General features: G+C 69.4%; 19 protein-coding genes. 9 read left to right on the top strand and 10 right to left on the bottom strand.

The features are described from left to right. Positions 1 to 6: 6 nt before the first annotated feature. Positions 7 to 1,857: a DegV family protein gene (locus Q0654_RS13595; RefSeq protein WP_298854679.1), complete on the bottom strand. Its 1,851-nt coding sequence runs from the start codon at positions 1,855 to 1,857 to the stop codon at positions 7 to 9. Between the two features lie 230 nt (positions 1,858 to 2,087). On the opposite strand from Q0654_RS13595, the gene Q0654_RS13590 reads away from it, so the two are divergent. Then, positions 2,088 to 2,423, top strand: a complete 336-nt coding sequence (locus Q0654_RS13590) for a hypothetical protein (protein ID WP_298854677.1) — start codon at positions 2,088 to 2,090, stop codon at positions 2,421 to 2,423. 50 nt (positions 2,424 to 2,473) lie between these two features. Beyond that, the gene (locus tag Q0654_RS13585; protein ID WP_298854675.1) at positions 2,474 to 3,247 is read left to right on the top strand and encodes a M90 family metallopeptidase; all 774 of its coding nucleotides are present in this window, start codon (positions 2,474 to 2,476) and stop codon (positions 3,245 to 3,247) included. Here Q0654_RS13585 and Q0654_RS13580 read toward each other — a convergent pair whose 3' ends face one another. From Q0654_RS13580 to Q0654_RS13555, 6 genes are all read right to left on the bottom strand, one after another. Then, positions 3,248 to 4,639, bottom strand: coding sequence for an ATP-binding protein (locus tag Q0654_RS13580; protein WP_298854673.1), 1,392 nt, complete (start codon positions 4,637 to 4,639; stop codon positions 3,248 to 3,250). Positions 4,640 to 4,721: 82 nt separating this feature from the next. Then, a complete protein-coding gene (locus Q0654_RS13575; RefSeq protein ID WP_298854671.1) occupies positions 4,722 to 5,402 on the bottom strand; it encodes a response regulator transcription factor in 681 nt (226 codons plus the stop codon). A gap of 90 nt (positions 5,403 to 5,492) precedes the next feature. Then, positions 5,493 to 5,804 carry a hypothetical protein gene (locus tag Q0654_RS13570; protein ID WP_298854669.1) on the bottom strand — a complete coding sequence of 104 codons (312 nt, stop codon included), beginning with the start codon at positions 5,802 to 5,804 and terminating at the stop codon, positions 5,493 to 5,495. Positions 5,805 to 5,912: 108 nt separating this feature from the next. Then, positions 5,913 to 6,815, bottom strand: coding sequence for an arginine deiminase-related protein (locus Q0654_RS13565; protein ID WP_298854668.1), 903 nt, complete (start codon positions 6,813 to 6,815; stop codon positions 5,913 to 5,915). Continuing rightward, positions 6,812 to 7,765 (bottom strand): tRNA dihydrouridine(20/20a) synthase DusA, encoded by a 954-nt coding sequence (gene dusA, locus Q0654_RS13560; RefSeq protein ID WP_298854758.1) that lies wholly within the window; start codon positions 7,763 to 7,765, stop codon positions 6,812 to 6,814. The genes Q0654_RS13565 and dusA overlap by 4 nt, the downstream gene beginning before the upstream one ends. A gap of 115 nt (positions 7,766 to 7,880) precedes the next feature. Continuing rightward, positions 7,881 to 9,638, bottom strand: a complete 1,758-nt coding sequence (locus tag Q0654_RS13555) for a VWA domain-containing protein (protein ID WP_298854666.1) — start codon at positions 9,636 to 9,638, stop codon at positions 7,881 to 7,883. 165 nt (positions 9,639 to 9,803) lie between these two features. Here Q0654_RS13555 and Q0654_RS13550 point away from each other — a divergent pair, with 165 nt between their 5' ends. The 5 genes from Q0654_RS13550 to Q0654_RS13530 all read left to right on the top strand — a co-directional run bounded on the left by Q0654_RS13550 (position 9,804) and on the right by Q0654_RS13530 (position 14,544). Further along, a complete protein-coding gene (locus tag Q0654_RS13550; protein WP_298854664.1) occupies positions 9,804 to 10,745 on the top strand; it encodes a hypothetical protein in 942 nt (313 codons plus the stop codon). A gap of 233 nt (positions 10,746 to 10,978) precedes the next feature. After that, on the top strand, positions 10,979 to 11,731 hold the full coding sequence (locus Q0654_RS13545; RefSeq protein WP_298854662.1) for a class I SAM-dependent methyltransferase: 753 nt from the start codon (positions 10,979 to 10,981) through the stop codon (positions 11,729 to 11,731). Positions 11,732 to 11,994: 263 nt separating this feature from the next. Continuing rightward, entirely contained in the window at positions 11,995 to 12,858 is an 864-nt protein-coding gene (locus tag Q0654_RS13540) for a UDP-2,3-diacylglucosamine diphosphatase (RefSeq protein WP_298854660.1), read from the top strand. A 118-nt stretch (positions 12,859 to 12,976) separates the two neighbouring features. Next, the gene (gene grxD / locus Q0654_RS13535; protein ID WP_298854658.1) at positions 12,977 to 13,906 is read left to right on the top strand and encodes a Grx4 family monothiol glutaredoxin; all 930 of its coding nucleotides are present in this window, start codon (positions 12,977 to 12,979) and stop codon (positions 13,904 to 13,906) included. A 287-nt stretch (positions 13,907 to 14,193) separates the two neighbouring features. Further along, the gene (locus tag Q0654_RS13530; RefSeq protein WP_298854656.1) at positions 14,194 to 14,544 is read left to right on the top strand and encodes a hypothetical protein; all 351 of its coding nucleotides are present in this window, start codon (positions 14,194 to 14,196) and stop codon (positions 14,542 to 14,544) included. Between the two features lie 68 nt (positions 14,545 to 14,612). Here the strand turns inward: Q0654_RS13530 and Q0654_RS13525 are convergent, their stop codons facing one another. After that, the gene (locus tag Q0654_RS13525) at positions 14,613 to 15,386 is read right to left on the bottom strand and encodes an AMP nucleosidase (RefSeq protein WP_298854654.1); all 774 of its coding nucleotides are present in this window, start codon (positions 15,384 to 15,386) and stop codon (positions 14,613 to 14,615) included. A 203-nt stretch (positions 15,387 to 15,589) separates the two neighbouring features. Between Q0654_RS13525 and Q0654_RS13520 the strand changes: the two genes are divergently transcribed. Continuing rightward, entirely contained in the window at positions 15,590 to 16,144 is a 555-nt protein-coding gene (locus tag Q0654_RS13520) for an ECF-type sigma factor (RefSeq protein WP_298854652.1), read from the top strand. Between the two features lie 15 nt (positions 16,145 to 16,159). After that, positions 16,160 to 18,697: a serine/threonine-protein kinase gene (locus Q0654_RS13515; protein ID WP_298854650.1), complete on the top strand. Its 2,538-nt coding sequence runs from the start codon at positions 16,160 to 16,162 to the stop codon at positions 18,695 to 18,697. A gap of 133 nt (positions 18,698 to 18,830) precedes the next feature. Here the strand turns inward: Q0654_RS13515 and Q0654_RS13510 are convergent, their stop codons facing one another. Both Q0654_RS13510 and queF read right to left on the bottom strand, forming a co-directional pair. Next, positions 18,831 to 19,307 carry a hypothetical protein gene (locus tag Q0654_RS13510; RefSeq protein WP_298854648.1) on the bottom strand — a complete coding sequence of 159 codons (477 nt, stop codon included), beginning with the start codon at positions 19,305 to 19,307 and terminating at the stop codon, positions 18,831 to 18,833. Positions 19,308 to 19,621: 314 nt separating this feature from the next. Then, positions 19,622 to 20,476 (bottom strand): NADPH-dependent 7-cyano-7-deazaguanine reductase QueF, encoded by an 855-nt coding sequence (queF, locus tag Q0654_RS13505; protein ID WP_298854646.1) that lies wholly within the window; start codon positions 20,474 to 20,476, stop codon positions 19,622 to 19,624. Positions 20,477 to 20,520: the final 44 nt, after the last annotated feature.

The raw sequence follows: 20,520 nt of genomic DNA, 5'->3' as shown, positions 1-20,520 counted from the left end.
TGGCGTTCAATCGTGTGCGGCGTCTTGCGAGGCGCGCGGCCCCAGATCGAGCAGGCCGACCACCAGCGCGCCGGTGCCGGCATGCGCGCCGACTGCGGGCCCGACCTCGACCACGCCGAGACTGTCGGCCTGCAGCGCCTCGCGCAGCCGGAGCTCCAGCGCCGCGGCATCGGCGGCGCAATCGACATGGCCGACCAGCAGCCGCCAGCGGCGCGCCGGATCCAGGCGCTTCAGCAGATGGCGGGCAAAGCGCTCGGGGGCTGCGCGTGGACCGCCCGCCAGCGCGCCGGCAACAGCCAGACGACCGTTCGGCTTGGCGCGGGCGATCGGGGTCAAGCCGAGCGCTGCCACCAGGCGGCCAGCCCAGGCGGGAATGCGCCCGCCGCGCACCGCGAAGCTGACATCTCGGGTCACGGCCCAGGTCTGCACCCGCGGACGCAGGGCCTCGACCTCGGCCACGACGTCCGCCGCCGAGGCGCCGCGCGAGGCCGCCTCGGCGGCGGCAATCGCCAGCAGGGCCTGGCCGCAGCTCGCATGGCCCGAATCGACCACGCGGATCCGCTCGGGAGCGACCCTTGAGGCTGCCGACTCGCCGGCTTGAAGGGTGCCCGACAGCGCGCGGGAAATTCCCACGTAGACCAGCTCACGGTGGTGCGAAAGCCGCGTTTCGAACTGGCGACGGAAATCCCCGGGAGGTGGTTGCGAGGTCTTCGGCAGCACGGCGCTGCTGTGCAGGCGGCGATGGAACTCGGCCGCGCTCATCGACACCTTGTCGAGGAACTCCTCGCTGCCGAACGACACCCGCACCGGCACGGCCGACAGGCCGAGCTGCAGGGCCAGATCCGCGGGGTAGTCGGCGCCGGAATCGGTGACCACGGCGACGGGCTGGTCAAGGCTGGCTTCGCGCTGCTGGGCCAGCATGTCCTCGGCCTTGTGCGCCGAGACCCGACCAAAGCGACCCGCCAGCTCGAACAGCTGGGCCGGGGCCGCCACGTGGGCGTGGATGCGAACCCGCTGGCTGCTGCCGGCGATCACCACGGAATCGGCGCCGAACGCAGCCAGGCTGGCACGCAGCGCGTCGGCATCCAGACCCACGCCGCTAAGCAAGCACTCGGTGCACCAGCGGTGCGCGGGATCGACCTCGGCGTGCAGGTCGGCACCGACGAAGGGAATGTCCTCCAGATGCTCGACACGCGATGCGACCCGCAGGCGCCCGCTGCGCAGGTAGTCGGCAATCCCTTCCAGCAGATCGACGAACCCCTGCGCGCCGGCGTCCACGACCCCGGCCTGGCGCAGCACCGCCAGCTGGCGCGGCGTATCGGCCAGGGCCGCGCGGGCAGCCGCGAGCGCAGCCTCAAAGCCCTCGCGAGCGTCGCGCGCGCCCTCGCGGCTGGCTTTGCGCAGGCCGTCGGCGAAGGCGCGGATCACGCTCAGGATGGTGCCCTCGCGCGGTTCGGACAGCGCCTTGCGTGCGGCGTCCGCACCGGCAGACGCCGCCTCGGCCAGTTCCGCAGGCTGCAGCACTTCGGCGTCCGCGACGCGCTCCGACACCCCGGACAGGAACTGCGCAAGGATGGCACCGGAGTTGCCGCGCGCACCGTCGACCGCGTCGTCGGCGACCGAGCGCAGCAGGCGCCCGAGCGACGGGGTGCGGCGGCTCAGGCTGCCGCAGAGCACGCTGTTGAGAGTGAAAGCCAGATTGCTGCCGGTATCGCCGTCCGGCACCGGGAACACATTGATGCGATCCAGCAGCTCGCGGCGCTCGATGACGCGCCGCATGCCGGCGATCAGGGCGCGACGCATCTGCGCCGCGGTGACGGGCGCCTGCAGGGCGCGGGGACTGAGTACGGCAACCATGCGGCGGAGAATGCCAGAGCCTCCGAGGCGGTCACGCTGCGTTGCGACAGACAGACAGCCCCCGGACACCGGTTGACATTTCCTCACTTTCTCTGGACGCGCTCGCGCTACACTCCGGGGCTGATACGTCCGTGCTTCGCTGCCAGCGCCATGGGTTCCGACAGCCGGAACACCCCAGCCTGCATCCCTGACGGAAGCCGCCTCGGCAGCACCTGCCCCAAGGAATGGTCATGTCCCAGATCCGCACGATCCTGAGCGTCGCTTTGTTGTGGCTGCTGGCTTGCTCCTCCGCCGCGGCAGTCGAGGTACTGCCGATGGACAGCGTCGAGTCTGCCTGCGAGAACACCCGTGCGGAGGCAACGGCGGACGAAGCGAGCGCAGGGGCGCGCGTCGAACCTGTCGAAGTGATTGTCGAAGCGGCCGAAGCCCCGGCAGGGCTGCAGTCCGTTGGCGGCGCGGCCCCCGTGCAGCGTGCCAACGGTGTCGGCGGCGGTGACAGCTCGACGCCGCCGGTCGCCAAGCCCAGCTCGCGCTGGAATGCCTTTCTCCCCGGCATGGTGCGCTGAGTCCAGCGCGGGCAGCGCCCGGCGGATCAAGCTCACGACGCTCGCGCCCCATGCTGAGTCGCTGGTGGCGCAGGCGCCGCATCGAACCCCTTGAAGAACGCAGCTGGCGGCAGGCGCGCCTGCGAAGCCCGGCCCTTGCCGCGCTCGTGCCCGAGGCCGCACAGCGGCTGCGCGCCCTGGCCGGTCGATTCCTGGAACGCAAGACGATCACGCCCGTGCAGGGGCTCGCCCTGAGTGAGGGCGATCGTGCCCTGATCGCCTGCCTGTGCTGCCTGCCCGTGCTGAACCTTGGCGGCCACTGGCTGGGAGGCTGGCGTGAGGTGGTGGTCTACCCTGGGGCTTTCCGCGTGCGCCGCAGCGAGCTGGACGAACCCACCGGCGTGCTGCACGAATGGGAAGAGGACCTCGCCGGCGAAGCCTGGAGCGAGGGCCCGCTGATCCTGTCCTGGGAGGATCTGCTGCTCGACCAGCAGGACCCGCACGAAGGCTGCAATGTCGTCGCCCACGAGATCGCCCACAAGCTCGATCTGCGCGATGGCGTTCTGGATGGCACCCCGCCGCTGCCGGCCGCACGTCACCGGGCCTGGGCGAGGGATTTCCAAAGCGCCTTCGACGCGCTGTGCGCGGATGTGGAGGCGGATCGCGAGACCGTGATCGATCCCTACGCGGCGACCGCTCCGGAGGAGTTCTTCGCGGTCGTCAGCGAGTACCACTTCGCCTCGCCGGGTCTGCTGGTCGACGCGATGCCGGTGATCGCCGCGCATCTCCGCGAGTTCTACGGCCCCTCGCCATTCGAGCAGGGCGCGGCTGACGCGTCGAGCTGATCAGCCCGCCGGCGAGAACCGCAGCACGAAGCGCGCGCCCCCCAACTCCTCGGAGCGCTCGACCGACAGCTCGCCGCGATAGGCGCGGACGATGTCTTGCACGATCGACAGCCCGATGCCGTGCCCCTGCACGCGCTCGTCGCCGCGCACGCCGCGCTGCAGCAGGTGCTCGACCTTTTCGGGCGGGATACCGGGGCCATCGTCCTCGACCGAGATCAGCAGGCCCGCGCGCCGCTGTGGCGCAACCGTCAAGGTCTGCGTGCTCAGCAGCACCCGGTGGTTGGCCCATTTGAAGGCGTTCTCCAGCAGGTTTCCGAGCAGCTCCAGCAGATCGCCGAGCTCGCCGTAGAAGCGCGCGGTCGGATCCAGATCGAACTCGCAGAGGACGTTCTTGCGGGCGTAGACCTTCTCCAGGCTCTGCACCAGCGATTCGACGTGCGGATCAATGGCGATCGGCGCGGCGAAGACCTGGTGCCCCGTGGTCGCAGCGCGCGCGAGCTGATAGGCGACGATGCCGTCCATCCGCGCCACCTGCGAGCGCACGTCCTCGCGCAGGCCGTCGATGTCGTCGGCGCTGCCGTCCTCGATCCGCGTTCGCAGGACGGCGAGCGGCGTCTTCAGGCTGTGGGCGAGATCGCCGAGCGTATTGCGGTAGCGCATCAGGTGCTCGCGCTCGCTGTCGATCAGCTCGTTGATGTTGTTGGTGAGCAAGGCCAGCTCGCGCGGATAGCCGCCGCGCAGGCGCTCGCGCTTGCCGCGCTCGACCTCGGCGAGTTCTACGACCACCGCACGCAGCGGCTGCAGACTCCAGCGCGAGATCAGGATCTGTACCGCCAGCAGCAGGGCGGCCGCAGCACCGAGGTAGGCCCACAGCGTGCGGCGGAACACTGCCACCTGTGCATCCACGGCCTCGGCCGTCTCGACGATGACGATGGAGAAATCCACGTCTTCGTCCGCTTCGCTGGTCCAGGCCACGCCCAGACCCAGTCGGTACACCGGCCCCTCGTCGCTGTCGATGGGCCCCTCGAAGCGCACCTCGCCCATCGCGAGATCCATCTCTGAAGGCACCTTTCGCGAGATCGCCGAAGGCGACTCCCAGGTGAAGCTGTCGGAGCGCACGGCCGCATACAGGCCCGAGCCACCGGTGAGAAAGCGCGGTTCCGGAGGCACCTCGGGGATGATCAGCTCGCCGCCGCGGGCAAGGTCCGCGCCAGCCAGGTAGGCATGTGCATAGGTCTGCAGGCGCTCGCGCAGGTTCGAGACTGCGGCCTCCGAGAAGGCGCGGTCCAGGGCGAACCCGGTAAGGCTCAGGAAGGCCACGAGGCCAAGTGCGGCGGCCAGCAGCTGGCGCCCCTGCAGGGACAGCACCCCACGCCCCGCGGGGGGATCCACAGCGGCGCTCACCGCCGACCCTGCGCAAACGCGAAACCCGGCGCAGTGCGCCGGGCTTGGCGGAGTGAACCCGACATCGCGACTATTCGTCGCGCGGAATCGCGAAGCGATAGCCGCGTCCGCGCACGGTCTCGATGGGCTTCAGCTCGCCGTCCGGGTCGAGTTTCTTGCGCAGTCGACCGATGAAGACCTCCAGTACATTGGAGTCGCGGTCAAAATCCTGCTGGTAGATGTGCTCGGTGAGGTCGGCCTTGGACACCAGCTCGCCTGCATGCAGCATCAGGTACTCGAGGACCTTGTACTCGTAGCTGGTGAGCTCGACGCCCTGGCCATTCACGCTGACGGTCTGCGCGGCGAGATCGAGTTTGACCGGGCCGCAATCGAGCGAGGGCTTGCTCCAGCCGGCGGCCCGTCGCAGCAGCGCGTTCAGGCGCGCCAGCAGCTCTTCGACGTGGAAGGGCTTGACCAGGTAGTCGTCTGCGCCCGACTTCAGGCCTTCGACCTTGTCCTGCCAGCTGGATCGCGCGGTGAGGATCAGGATCGGGAACTTCTTGCCCTCCGAGCGCAGGGCGCGGACCAGGTCCATGCCGGACATCTTGGGCAGGCCGAGATCGATGACCGCAACATCGAAAGGCACTTCGCGGCCGAGGTAGAGCCCCTCCTCGCCGTCCTGGGCGAGGTCAACGGCGTAGCCCTCGCGCTTCAGGCGGGCACCGAGGGTTTCACGCAGCGGCGCTTCGTCTTCAACCAGCAGGATGCGCATCGGATCGACTCCTCATGCAGGGATCAGGTATGGCCAAGGTCTGGGCCGGCGGCGCCCGGCCGGGGATTGTCCACGTGTCGACAATCGTACTCACTCGTCGCGGTAGCCACCCGGCGGCTCCGAGCGGCTGCCGCGCCGGCGATCATCGCGGTAGCTGTCCTGCATCACGCGGACACGCCCCTCGGGGGTCAGCACCTTCATGCGATAGGTGTCCTGCCCACCGCGCCGAACCGGCTCGACGCGCAGCACACGTCCACCGGTCTCTCGCTCGACGCGACGCACGGAATCACGCAGCTCGGAGGGCGGCGGTTCCGGCGCGCGGTCTGCCGTATCCGACGCCAGTGCTTTCGGCACCGGCAGCAGCAGGCAGATCAGCAGCGTGGGCAGACGGGGGAATGACATGGGAGCGCGATCTTAGACCACTGCGACGGCGGGCGGGGAAGTGGCTGGCAGTCTCGCCAGCAGGGGGTGAATCCGTACTGAAGTCGGCCAAGCATCCAGGGCTTGCATTCAGAAGATTTCCGCCACGCAGCAGCGCAGGCTGCCGCCGGCCTTCTCGATCTCGTCCAGTTCGACGCTTCGCAATGCGAAGCCGGCGCGCTCCAGCTGCAGGCGCTGGTCCGGCCGCAGGCTGCAGGCGGCGCGCGCGCTCATCCACACCGAGTCGCTGGCGAGACTGATGCAGTTGGCCGCGAAGGCATTCTTCTGCGCGGGTTCGAGCCACAGCACATGCGGCGCATACACCGCCGCGATGGCTTCCGCAGCGGAGGGATCCGCGAAGCCGTCCGCACAGATCACCACCATGCGCCCAGCCAGCACCGACAGCACGACATTGGTGTGGTACTCGCCTGCGGCCAGATCCGCGCACAGCAGCGCGCGCAGCCCGAATGCTTGGACCATCGACTGCGCAGCCGCGGGCGTGCAGCGCTCGCCCAGGCCGGCGTAGCCGATACCGCGGGCGCGGTCGATCACCAGCGAGCCGGTCAGCTCGCCGACCTCGCCATCGCGCAGGTCAAGCTCGGCATAGCCCAGCAACCCGGTGAAGAAGGCACGGATGTCCGGCCGCTCGGCCTCGCGCTGGCGCACCGGGTGGCGCATGCGGCCCAGGATCAGGCGGCCCGGCGCGGTGGCGAACACATTGTTTGGAAACATGCCGTCCGGCGCCTCCGGATCACCGGCGAAGCTGAGCACCGGCAGCTCGCTTGCGAGCGCCCGCTGCAGGGCCTGGTGCTGGGCGCGCGCACGGTCGGTGCGGAAGACCTGCTTGAGGTCCATGTAGGCGTTGTCGCTGGCCGACTGCGCCGCCAGTTCGGCGCCCGCCGGAGACACCAGAAAGGCCGCCCGCGCGCAGGGCGGGCGATCCGCGGCAAGCGCGCGCGCGGCCATGGCGTCGAAACCCTCGGAGACGCTCATGCCGCGCGCACCTGCTGCCGCTCGACCGCCGCGAGCGCGCGCTCGATCAGCTCCCAGCCGGCCTCGGGGCGATGCGCCTCGGTGCTCAGGATCTGGCGGAACTGGCGGCCGCCAGGCTGGCCCGCGAACAGGCCGAGGATGTGGCGGCTGAAGTGCTTGAGCATCACGCCGCGCGCCCGAAGCTCGCGCACGTGCGGCTGCAGCGAACGCAGCAGTTCCTCGCGCGTCTGCAGCGGCGCCTCGTGCGCGAACAGTGCCCGATCGAGGCGATGCAGCAGGTAGGGGTCGTGATAGGCGGCGCGACCGATCATCACGCCATCGACGTGGGCGAGCTGCTCCTGCACCGCGACCTCGCTGGCGATGCCGCCATTGATCGCAACCTGCAGTTCCGGCCGCTCGCGCTTGAGCCGATGCACCAGCGGGTAGTTCAGCGGCGGAACCTCGCGGTTCTGCTTCGGCGACAGGCCCTGCAGCCAGGCCTTGCGGGCATGCACGATGAAACTGCGGCAGCCGGCGGCGGCCAGCGTTTCGACGAAGCCGAACAGGCTGTCGGCCTCGTCCTGGTCGTCGACGCCGATGCGGCACTTGATCGTCACCGGCACCGCCACCGCGGCCCGCATGGCGGCGAAGCAGTCGGCCACACGCTGCGGCTCCAGCATCAGACAGGCGCCGAAACGGCCGGCCTGCACGCGGTCCGAGGGGCAGCCGACATTCAGGTTGATCTCGTCATAGCCCCAGTCGGCACCGATGCGCGCGGCCTGCGCCAGCAGTTCCGGCTCACTGCCGCCCAGCTGCAGCGCCAGCGGGTGCTCGACCGCATCGAATCCCAGCAGGCGCTCGCGATCGCCGTGGATGACCGCCTGCGCGTGCACCATCTCGGTGTACAGGCGCGCATGCGGCGCCAGCGCGCGGTGGAACACGCGGCAGTGGCGGTCGGTCCAGTCCATCATCGGGGCGACGGACAGGCGGAAGCTGGCGGCGAAGTCGGCGGGCACGCGGGCAGCGCTCAGGCGAACGGCCGCATAGGGTAGCGCGCGGAGACTGAAGGCCGGCAGGCGCCGCGCCCTACTCCACCCGCAGCGGTCGTTCCACCAGGCCAGTGTCGGACTCGCCGTTCCAGTAGCGCAGGCGGTAGTTCCCGGGCTGCTCCGGCGCCACCAGACTGACCTCGTTGCTGGCGAAGCCGCGGTCCTGATTCAGACGCTGGCGACGCACAACGGTGTCGCCACCGGCTTCGAGGATCTGCACGTCGTCACGCACCGCCCCCGGCCCCTGCCAGCGCAGGGTGAAGCGCTGTCCGGCCGGCACGCTGGCCGGGGCGTCCAGACTCACCGGAATGGCTCGCACGGTGAATACGCGCTCGACCAGCACGCGATCGTCGGTGCCGCTGAAGTAGCGCAGGCTGTAGCTGCCGGGCGTGATCGGGGCGGTGATGCTGACCTCCCGGCGATCAAAGCCGCGGTCCTGGTTGAGACGCTGGCGGCGGATCACCCGGGCGTCGCCGGCGGCGATGATCTGCAGGTCGTCGCGCACGGCACCCGGCCCCTGCCAGCGAACGGTGAAGGGCCGCCCCATGTCGACTTCATCGGGCGCCTCCAGACTGACCTCGGCCGCCACCACCGCGATCGCACGCTCGGCCAGCACCTCGCCGTTCTCGCCGTTGAAGTAGCGCAGCAGATAGGCACCGGGCTCGGTCGGTGCCTGCAGGCTGGCCTCGCGGCGCTCGAAGCCGCGGTCCTGGTTCAGGCGCTGGCGGCGGATGACCTCGCCGCCGGCAGCCGCACCAGCAGCCACCAGCTGCACGTCGTCACGCACGGCGCCCGGCCCCTGCCAGCGGACCACAAAGGTCGCGCCGATCGACACCTGCGCGGGTGCGTCCAGGCTGACCTCGGCGGCGACCAGTTCGATCGGCTGCCGCGCCAGCACGCGCTGCAGCTCACCGTGCCAGTAGCGCAGTTCGTAGTGGCCGGGCTCGGCCGCCATCACCAGCCGCGCACTGCGCCCATCGAAGCCGCGGTCCTGATTGAGGCGCTGGCTGCGCAGCACGCGACCGGTGCCCTCGGCGGCGCGCGGATCGAACAGCTGGAGGTCATCACGTGCATCGCCCGGCCCCTGCCAGCCGACCTCGATCGTGCTGGCGATGGCCACCTGCGCGGGCGCCTGCAGCGAGGCTTCCGGAATCGGCATGGGCGGTGGCAGCGGGGCTTCCACCATCGCCTGCTGCAGGGCTGCCTGCAGCGCGGCCACGTCATTGGCCTGCAGGTAGCGGCCGCCCGTGCGCTCGGCGAGGCAGGCCACCTGGCGACCTTCCTGCTCACTGAGGCCGAAACCGACCACATGCGCGGTGAAGTCGACGCCGCTGGCCGCCAGTTCCTCGCCCAAGGCGCAGGGGTCGGCATCGCAGGTCTCTACGCCATCGGTAATCAGCACCACGCGCGCCGCACGCTCCGTGTGACGAAGCGCCACCGCCGCACGGCGCACCGATTCGGTCAGCGGGGTCATGCCCTGGAACTTCATGTCCCTCACGGCGGCGTTGATGGCGTCGGTGCTGCCAGCGGAGGGCGGAACCACCAGCTCGATATCGCCACAGTCGCCGCGGCGCCGGTGGCCGTAGGCCATGAGGCCGATCTCGGTCGTGGCCGGCAGCGCGGCCAGCGCGTCGGCAAGCGTCTCGCGGGCGATCTCGAGCTTGGCCCTGCCCTCGATCTGGCCCCACATCGAGCCCGAGGCATCGAGCACCACCAGGGTGGCTTCATTGGCGCTGGCGGCAGAAGCCAGGCTGATCAGCAGGCCGGCGAGGCTACGGGCGGTCGTGCGATGCATCGGATACCTCTGTGCTTGGCAGGGTGAGCGGCTGGGAGCCACGACTGTCGGCTACGTAGGAAGGCGACTGCGTAGGACATCAGGATGAGTTCTCAATCCCTTCGATCGAGAGGAACTGCAGTCGTCGAAGGGGGTGCAAACGGCCCGCCGCTATACTCCGCGCCCATGCCGGCCTCCGCTCCGACCCTGCTGCTGCTCAGCCTTGAGGCCGTGATCATCGCGGTCACCGAGGAGACGCCGCGCGTGCTGACCGTGCGCGAGGCGGGCGGCGAGGAGGCCCTGCCCTCAGGCCCGCTGGACGTGGCCAGGCACCTGACCATCGAGCGCGGCCTGCGCGACTGGGTCGAGCAGCAGACCGGCTTCCCTCTGGGCTATGTCGAGCAGCTCTACACCTACGGCGACCGCGAGCGTGACCCGCGCGAACGCGAGCTCGGCGCGCGCGTGGTGTCGACCGCGTATCTGGCGCTCGTGCGCGAGCAGCCGCTGCCGCGCGAGCTCACTGCTCAATGGTCCAACTGGTATGCCTACCTCCCTTGGGAAGACTGGCGCGGCGGCCGCCCCGCGCTGATCGACCGCGACCTGAAGCCGCATCTCTACGCCTGGGCCGGCCGCGAGAAACGCAGGCGCGAACGCGCTGACCTGGTGTTCGGCTTCGATGACGCGCCCTGGGACCCGGAGCGCACGCTGGAACGCTACGAGCTGCTGTGGGAGGCCGGCGCCGTCGGCGAGGCCCTGCGCGACCGCGGCGAAGGCGAACCCGCGCCCGGCTCGGGTCGCGTGATGGCGGCCGACCATCGGCGAATTCTCGCCACCGCGCTGGGCCGCCTGCGCGGCAAGCTGAAGTACCGCCCCGTCGTGTTCGAGCTGCTGCCGCCGGAGTTCACCCTGGGCCAGCTGCAGCGTGTGGTCGAGGCACTGGCCGGCGCGCGCGTGCACAAGCAGAACTTTCGCCGGCTGATTGAAGCGGCCGGCCTGGTCGAGGGCACGGGTCGGCTTGACCATGGCACCGGCGGACGCCCCGCCGAGCTGTTCCGCTTCCGCCACGAGGTGTTCCGCGAGCGTCCGGCGCCAGGGGTGTATTTCCCCGGGGCGTGGTGGGGGCGGTAGGACGGGTCCTGGCCCGCGAACCGGCGCTTCGCTGCGGCAAACGCGCGCGTTGGAGCGACCTCGGCACCCGCCCCGATACCGAGGCGAGTATCGAGCTTATGGTGGGCCAGGGCCCATCCTATGACAAAGCGGCGAGCGTCGGCCCCGTGGAGGGCCAGGGCTCAACCGATGCGCTGCTCTCGCTCGCGGCTGCAGTCCACTAAACTACGTGCCCTTTCGCGGATGTCCCGTCCATGTCCGAACTCGAATCGCGCGCGCTGGCCAAGACCTGGTTCTATCCCTTCAAGCTGCCTTCGGGGGCGATGACGCCGACCTATGACGGCGGCGTGCTGGACGCGATCCACCACACCCGCTCGCAGATGCTGGACGCGCTGATCGCGCAGGAGTTTGCCGGCGACCGCTCGCAGCTGACGTCGGTGGACCTGGCCTGCCACCAGGGCTGGTTCTCGGTGCAGCTGGCGCAGGCCGGATTCGGCAAGGTGCTGAGCGTGGATGCCCGCGACGAGCACGTCGCCGATTCACGCCTGATCCGCGATGCGCTGGGCCTGCCGCAGATCAACGTGGTCCAGAGCGACGTGCATGCGCTCGACACGACGGCCCTCGGCGTGCACGACCTGGTGCTCTGCTTCGGCCTGATCTACCACTTGGAGAACCCCGTGGGCGCGCTGCGCGTGGCGCGCGCGCTGACGAAGAAGGTCTGCGTCATCGAGACCCAGGTCGTGCCCGGCCTGACCGGCTGGGTCGACTACGGCAGCTACCGCTTCGTGCGGCCGCTGAAGGGCAGCTTCGGCATCATCGACGAGACCGAAGAGACCCACGGCCCCGAGGCCAGCACGACCGGCATCTGTCTGGTACCCAGCACCGAAGCCCTGGTGTGGATCCTGCAGCGGATCGGCTTCTCGCGCGTCGAAGTGCTGCCGGTGCCCGCCGACGGCTACGAGCAGCTGGTGCATCGCAAGCGGGTGATGGTTGCGGCGTGGGTTTGAAGGGCCGGGAATCGGGAATCGGGAATCGGGAATCGTTAATTCTGGAGTGGCGCCAGCTCCCCTCTGGCGCCCCCACACAACAAAGACGCACAGGGCTATCGAGCGACCCAGCGGGCCGGAGCCTCGCGGCACATGCTTCGAACGATTCCCGATTCCCCAATCCCGATTCCCGGCTCTCAAGCAACCCCAGCGTCACACCCCCGCAACGCTACTGACCCGATCGCCCGCGCAGACTGGCGCAACGCCGCCGCACGGGCTCGCGCATGTCGACGCTTCGCTTCCGCAGCATCTTCGTTTCCGATGTGCACTTGGGAACACCGGATTGTCAGGCTGCGTATCTGCTGGATTTCCTGCGCAGCGTGCGCTGCGAGACGCTCTACCTCGTCGGCGACATCGTCGACCTGGAGGCGCTGGTGCAGCGCCTGTACTGGCCGCCCAGCCACAGCGCGATCCTGGTCGAGCTTGTCGAGATCGCGCGCCGCGGCACCCGGGTCGTCTACCTGCCGGGTAACCACGATGCGCCGCTGCGCGCCCTGTGCGGGCAGCGCATCGGCGGCATCGAGGTCGAGTGGAACGCGATCCACGTCGCCGCCGACGGCCGACGCTACCGGGTCGCGCACGGCGACGAGTTCGATCCCGAGCACATCGGACGCAGCTGGCTGACCCGGGTCGGCGACTCCGCGCACCGCCTGATGCTGTGGGCCAACCGCAACTTCAATCGCCTGCGCCGGCAGCTGCGTCTCGCCTATCTGCCGCTGTCGATCATCACCAAGTCGCGGATCGCCCAGGCCCTGCTCTACATCCGCCAGTACGAGGCGCGGGTGGCGGCGGCGGCGCGCGAGCACGGCGTCGACGGACACATCTGCGGCCACATCCACTTTGGCGGCGTGCGCGAGATTGATGGCGTGGTCTACCTCAACGACGGCGACTGGGTCGAGCACTGCACGGCGCTGACCGAGGACGAGGAAGGGCGGATGGAGCTGCTGCATTGGAGCGAGCACCGCAGCCGCATCGGTCGGGTCGACGCGTCCTCAGTGCTGGCGTCGCCGGCTGCCGGCCTCGCCTTCGCCTCGCTGTCGAGCGAGGCCTCGGACGTGGTCCTGCGTGCGCTGAAGCAGGCCGCCTGAGGCCGCCGCGCGGGCTTGATCCGGATCAGCCGGAAAGGAAATCCCACGGCGCCTGCAGGCCGTGCTCATCCGGGAGCGGCTAAACTGCGCGGTCTGTCGCCCCTCCAGGACCACCGCCATGTCGCTCGATCCCGCCCTGCGCACCCGCATCGAAAGCCTGCTGTCCGAGCACCGCGTGGTGCTGTTCATGAAGGGCAATGCCCAGGCGCCGCGCTGCGGCTTTTCGGCCAAGGCGGTAGGCGCCCTGCAGGGTGTCATCGAGACCTTCCACACCGTCGACGTGCTCGAAGACGGGGAGATCCGCGAAGGCATCAAGATCTTCGGCAGCTGGCCGACGATCCCGCAGCTCTATGTCGACGGCGAGCTGGTCGGCGGCAGCGACATCATCGAGGGCATGCTGAATTCCGGCGAGCTGCACGGTCTGTTCGGCGTGGCCCCGCCCGACCGCACGCCGCCGGCCATCACGATCACGCCCAAGGCCGCTGAGGCGATCCGCTCGGCCATGGCCGACAGCGGCGCCGGGCTTGAGCTGCACATGGCCATCGATCCGCGCTTCAACGCGCAGTTCCAGCTGAAGCCTGCCGCCGGCGGCGAGATCGTGTCGGAGTCCGAAGGCATCCGCGTGCACTTCGACCTGGCCTCCGCACAGCGCGCCAAGGGCCTGGAGATCGACTGGGTCGAGGATGTGCGCGGTGCCGGCCTCGCCATCCGCAACCCGAACGCACCTGCGCCGGTGCAGCCGCTGAGCGTGCAGGAACTGGCCGCACGCGTGGCGGCCGGCGACATCATGGTGATCGACGTGCGACCGGCCGCCGATCGCGAGTTCGCCCGGTTCCCGCACCCGCACAAGGTGCTGGACGAAAGCACCGTGGCCGAGCTTGAAGCCCTGCCCAAGGACACCGAGCTGGCCTTCCTCTGCCACCACGGCGTGTCCAGCGCACGCGCGGCCGAGCACTTCCGCGGCCAAGGCTTCCGCAAGCTGTTCAATGTCGAAGGCGGCATCGAGGCCTGGTCGCAGCAGATCGACCCGAGCGTGCCGCGCTACTGAGTGCACGGGGGCACGTGTCCGTGCCCGGCGTTTCTCCGGACCGCCCTGGCCGACGTCGCCCGCGCGAGGTCGCCGGCGCTCTCGGCCACCGCGTTCACTGCGGCAGACGGGCCGCGCTGGGCGGGCCGAGCTGCCGGCAGGCGCGCATCGCGAATGCAGGGCATTGGCTTCACGCTTGAAAATCTGTGTGTCCGCTCACAGAATCCAGAGCCATCAAGGGGACAGCACGCTACTGTGTGCCGGCCCCCGACCGCTTTAGAGCAGTCAACCCAGCCCCCGGATTGCCCATGCGCCCACTGCTGTTCGTTGCACCCACCCTCGCCCTTCTGCTGGCCGGCTGCGGGGCCAGCCGCGAAAATCTCAGCCTCGACGCCTGCTCCAGCTCGGCGCGCGAAGCCACCGATCGCAGTCGAACCTATAGCGACACGCAGAAGGGCAGCTTCAAGATCGACACGGCGGCCAGCCGCGAGTCGTTGAAGTCGCTGGAAGACGGCGTGTTCGAACTCCGCCTGGTCGCCAGCATCGACAGCGAACAGGGCACCCCGACCCGTCAGGATTTCCTGTGCCGCACGCGCTTCTCGGAAGGCCAGGAGCAGCCCGACGTCATCGCCTTCAGTTTCCTGCTCGAAGGCCAGTGAACCGCGGGCTCGCCTGATGCACAAAGGCCGCCCGAGGGCGGCCTTTTCGCTCTGTGTCCGGCCCTGCCTCAGTCGAAGCGCAGGTGTTTGACAGACTTGCCGTGGCGGCGCACCAGCATCAGCGCTTCGATGCCGATCTGGATGTGGCGCTCGACGAAGTTGGCGCTGACCACCTTGTCCGAGGCCTCGGTCTTCACGCCTTCCGGGATCATCGGCTGGTCCGACACCAGCAGCAGCGCGCCCGAAGGAATCGAGTTGGCGAAGCCAGCCGCGAACACCGTGGCGGTCTCCATGTCGATGGCCATGCAGCGCAGCTTGCGCAGGTAGGCCTTGAACTCGTCGTCGTGCTCCCAGACGCGCCGGTTGGTGGTGTAGACCGTGCCGGTCCAGTAGTCGTGCTCGAGGTCGCGGATCATGGTCGACACCGCACGCTGCAGGGCGAAGGCCGGCAGCGCCGGCACCTCGGGCGGCAGGTAGTCGTTGGACGTACCCTCACCGCGGATCGCTGCGATCGGCAGCACCAGATCTCCGAGCTGGTTCTTCTTCTTGAGGCCGCCGCACTTGCCGAGGAACAGCACGGCCTTCGGCGAGTACGCGGACAGCAGGTCCATCACCGTCGCCGCATTGGCGCTGCCCATGCCGAAATTGATCATGGTGATGCCGTCGTGCGTGGCGCTGGGCATGGGCCGGTCGCGGCCGACGATCTCGGCGCCAGTGAGCCTGGCGAAGACATCCAGATAGCCGCCGAAGTTGGTCAGCAGCACGTGCTGGCCGAAGTCTTCCAGCGCCACGCCGGTGTAGCGCGGCAGCCAGTTGGAAACGATTTCGTTCTTGTTCTTCATTGGAGGGTTCCGGGTGCTGCGGGTTCCGGCGACGCCACGCCGGCAACAGACTGCTCGATGCGATCGCGTTGGCAAGTCTACGCGAGGCTTCGCGCGCGCCGCGCATCAGCCGCCGGCTTGGAGCCCCGCTGCGCCGGCAGTAGAGTGGCGCGCCGCCCATGGCGACGTCGATTGCCCATTCCATTCTGCGAGCACTGCCGGGCATGCATGAGATCACCCAGCTACTGAGACGATGGAGCGCAGGCGAGCCCGATGCGCGCGAGGCTCTGATGGGGGCGCTGTATCCGGTTCTGAAGGATATGGCGCGGCGTCAGCTCCACCGCGGCGGCAATGCGCTCACGCTGCAGCCGACCGACCTCCTGCACTCCGCCTACGAGCGCCTGCAGATCGATGCTGGCACGCAATGGCAGGACCGCTCGCAGTTCATGGCGATCGCCAGCGTGCTGATCCGCAACACCCTGATCGACCATCTGCGCGGACGCTCCAGCCAGAAGCGCGGCGGCGATGTCGCGCGCAGCCCGATCGAACTCGGCGAGGTCGAACCTCAGGACCCTGCCCAAGGACCCGAGTCGGCAGCCGCGCTCGACGCCGCGCTCAGCCGGCTGGCAGCGATCGATCCGGCCTGTGCCCAGGTCGTCGTACTGAAGGTGTTCGCGGGCTACCAGGGCGAGGAAATCGCCGAGGCGCTGGGCGTCTCCACCGCCACCGTCGGCCGCCACTGGCGCTTTTCGCGCGCGTGGCTGGCCGATCACCTCTGAGTTCGGTGCGCCCCCATGCGCGTCGACACCGCAGCGGACCGGCGCCTGTACGCGCTGTTCAACGAGGCACTGGATCTTGACCCGCAGGTGCGATCGCAGTGGCTGGCGGCGCGCGCGCAGGACGCACCTGAACTGATTGGTCGCCTGAGGCGGATGCTCGAGGCCGATGCGCAGGGCGAAGACCAGGACGACTTCACCGCAGACCTGCATGCCGCCATTGCCGGCGCAGCCCGGGTCGCGGCCGGCGAGGAGCTGCCCGCGCGCATCGGTGGCTACCGCGTTGAGGCCAAGCTCGGTGAAGGCGGCATGGGCGTGGTCTACCTCGCCCGCCGCGAGGGCCCGGTCGATGCGCCGCCGGTAGCGCTCAAGCTGGTGTCGGAACGTCTGCACTCCCCGGCGGCGCGGTCACGCTTCCTCGACGAGCAGCGCAGCCTGGCGCGCCTCGACCATCCCGCGATCTGCCGCTTCATCGATGCCGACACCCTGCCGGACGGTCGGCCGATGGTGGTGATGGAGGCGGTGCGAGGATGCCGCATCGACGTCTGGGTCGCGAGACAGCGGCCATCGATCGAGGCCCTGCTGCAGCGCGTCCTGCAGCTGCTCGGTGCGGTCGGACACGCCCACGAGCGGCTGATCGTGCATCGCGATATCAAGTGCTCCAACGTGCTGGTCACTGACGCCGGCCAGGTGAAGCTGCTGGACTTCGGCATCGCCAAGCGGATGGACGCGATCGGCGGCGTACAGGCCACCGTCACGGCGGAGCGCTTCCTCACGCCCGGCATTACCGCGCCCGAGTACTGGAGCCATGGCGAGGTGACCGTTGCCACTGACGTGTATGCGCTGGGGGCCCTGCTCTACCGACTGCTCAGCGGCCGTGATCCGCTGGCGTTCGACGGTTTGAAGCCGACCGAGATCGAGCGCCAGCTGCTGTTCGTGGAGCCGCCACCACTGTCGACCGTCGCCGTCGCGGCGTATCGACCAGGGATCAGTCGCGATCTGGAGGCCGTCGTCCAAAAGTGCCTGCGCAAGTCGCCGGTAGAGCGCTACGGCAGCGCGGATGCACTGGCCGCCGACCTGCGTCGCTTGCTCGATGGCTACCCGGTACTGGCGCGCCCTTCCGGTCGCGTTTACCGTGCCCGCCTGTTCGCACGCCGCCACCGTGCTGCACTCGCGGCGGCGGCGCTGGCGGTGGCAATGCTTTCGGGGTGGGCGCTCTCGCTCCGCGCCAGCCTGATCGAGGCGGAGCGCCAGCGCGCCGCGGCGCTGGCCGAGCGCAATCGGGCCAGCCTGGTGTCGGGCCTGCTGCAGGAATCGATCCTGCAGGCCGATCCGGCGCGCCGCTCCATGGAGTTCGTGGGCGCGCGCGAAATCATGGCGGCCGCCGCCCAGCGCATCGATGTGCTGGAACACAGCGAGCCAGACACCTTCGCCGAGCTCGCGTTCCTGATCGGGCGGATCGAACTGGAGTACCTGCGCAACGACGAAGCCCTGGCGCTGGCTCAGCGAGGACTGCAGGCCCTCGAAGCGGCGCCGGCCACGGAACTTCGCAACGAGCTGCGCCTGCTGGCAGCCACAGCCGCCGCCCGCGACAACCAGCTCGACCAGGCGGAGGCCCTGCTCGCCGCTTACCGCGAGGAAGGAGGCGCGCGCAATGCCGGCTACCGGCTTGCGGAGGGCCGGCTGCTGACCGGCCGCGGGCGCCCAACGGACGCCTTGGCCACGGTTGAGACCGGGCTGGATGCGCTGGCCCAGCGCGGTCCCGAGGACTCGCTCGCTACCGAGCTGCGTCGTCTGCGCGCGAACGCGCTGCTGCGCGCGGGACGCAGCGAGGATGCACTGCAGGCCATGGACGCACTGCTGGAATGGCAGCGCGGCGCCCTGCCCGACTCACACGCGTGGGTGCTGGAAACCCGCATGGAGCGCCTGCCTCTGCTGGCCAGTGAGGCCACCCGGAAGGCGCTGATCGAAGAGCGCGATCGCCTGCTGTCGGGCATGTCCGAACTCTACGGCGACGACAGCCTGCAGGTCGCCATGGTCCACGTCCGATCGGGCCAAGCCTTGGGGGCGCTGGACGACCACGCCGGCAATGCGCAGGCCCTGGCCGAGGCCTCGCGCCTGCTGCTGGCCCTGCGGGGGGCGGAGGATTCGCTGTATCTGCGGCTGCAGGTCAACCTGGGCAATGCCCTGGTCCGCACGGGCCGCCCCGAGTCCATCCTCGAGGCCCAGCAGGTTCTGCGGCGCGCGGAGCGGACAGCGACCGCGCGCTCCGATGGCCGATCGGCCCTCGCCGTCCATTTGCGCACCATGCTGGCGCGGGCACTGGTCGTGGGCGACCGCGTCGAGGATGCCGTCGCCGTGATCGACGGCGAGCAGGAGGCCAGTCGCGAGGCCAGCATCGCCAGCGAGTACAACCGCCGCGAACGCGCAGCCCTGCTGCGCCTGCTGCTGGGCGAGCCAGCACTGGCTTGCCAATTCGAGCCTTCGGCGATGACGCCCCGCTGCGCCAGTCTGCGCCGGCGGCTGGACGCGCTCGAGGCGAGCCTGGGCAGCTGATTGATCGCAGCGGGTGGGCGGCGGCCGCGCGTGCGCGGTGAGCGCAGTGCAGCGAGAACCGTCGCGGACCAGTCGCACCAGCGACCTGCGCGATCGGGAGAGTGGCTGACGCGCAGTCAGCGCACCGGGCCAGCTACTGGATCCAGCCGCTGTCGGTGCAGGCCAGCGGGATCGAAGCGTAGGTGTAGGTGCCAGAGGGCGCGGACACGGTGATCTGGACGACACCACTCGATCCCACGCCGGGGCACCTGAAGGCGTAGTAGGGCGAAGACGTGGTCCCGCTGACGCTTGGCTGCACGCTGCCCTGGGTCACGAAGTGGTAGACCAGAGCACTGCCCTGCGGCCAGACCTCGCAGTCCATGCCGCGCGGAAGGGAGGGAAAGCAGACCAGTTCGGGGGCATCCGGCGGCATCCAGTCAGGTCGGCAGGTGCCGGCCTTGCCGTTCGTCTCGTCGGAGCAGAGATCGGACTTGGCGACGTGATGGTAGGTCGACACCGGACAGGTCTTGAGCTCGATCTGGCAGTCGCCGTTCTCGACGGCCCGCGATGTCGACAGCCCGAGGCCAGCGCCGGCCATCAATGCAAACAGCAAAGGAATCAGCTTCCGCATCGTCGTGTCTCCCTGAGCCCCGCACTGAACCACAGCGGCGGCGCCTGCGTCGATCTGTGGCGCACTGCTCCATCAGCGTGTTGAGAAACTCCCTTCCGGGGAGTTTTTCAAGTCGGCGGTCCGGCGCAGGTCCCTACCGCCTCACGACGAATCAATCGCTTACGCCCTTGCGTCGTCGTCCCGGCCATGCCTGGCAGAGCTAGCAGCCTGATCTTTCAACAGCCTGCTCTGTCATTCGCAAAGCGCTGCTCGTTTCGTTCAAGCGCGCCCGCTCCTCGCGGGTGCCCGGCCGGATCCCGGACTGCAGCCACTGCCTACTGCCGCGCCCCCCGCACATTCCCCGGCTCGCCCGTCTGGGTGCTCCGCCAGGGGTTGATGTCGAGCCCGCCGCGGCGCGTGTAGCGGGCCTGCACCGTCAGATGCTCCGGCGCACAGCGGCGCATCAGGTCGACGAAGATGCGCTCGACGCACTGCTCGTGGAAGTCGTCGTGACGGCGGAAGGAGACGAGGTAGCGCAGCAGGCCCTCGCGGTCGATGCGCGGGCCGCGGTAGCGGATCTGCACGCTGGCCCAGTCGGGTTGGCCGGTGACCGGGCAGTTGGATTTCAGCAGACGCGAGACCAGCAGCTCCTCGACCACCTCGTTGCCCGCGCTCAGAAATCCGGGCCGCGGCGGTCCGTAGCAGTCGATGTCGGCATCGAGTTCCAGATCATCAATACAGAAACCCGGCGGCTCGGTCATGGGCTCGGCCGCGGCCTCCTCCAGCGACTTCAAGCGCACCGACACGGCCGCACCCGCGGCCTGTGACAGGTCGGCTGCGATGCGCTCGCGCAGGGCCTCGCGGCTGTGGATGCGCTCCTGGTTGAAGCCGTTCAAGTACAGCTTGAAGCTCTTGGATTCGATGATGCAGGGCGAGTCCGCCGGCACCCGGATTTCGGCGATCGCGACGTTGGGCTTGCCGCGCGGATCCAGCCAGGACAGCTCCCAGGCGTTCCAGATGTCGACGCCCGCGAACGGCAGCGGTGCTTCAATGCCGAGCTCGCTGCGCTTGGCGGCGCGCGCAATCGGGAACAGACGCGAGGCGTCGTAGTGGTCGGCGTAGTCGACCGTCTTGCCCAGGGTCGAAGCCTGGGCAGCGCTGTGGAAGTTGCCAGGGCTGTGCGTAGTCATGGCGCGGATTCTACCGGCCGCCTTCCGCGGCGACTTCCGGCCCA

The sequence above is a fragment of the uncultured Aquimonas sp. genome (assembly GCF_937888285.1).
In the GTDB taxonomy this organism is placed as follows: Bacteria; Pseudomonadota; Gammaproteobacteria; order Xanthomonadales; family Xanthomonadaceae; genus Aquimonas.
The sequence above is the reverse complement of the archived record's forward strand: the minus strand, read 5'-3'. Positions and strand labels throughout refer to the sequence as shown.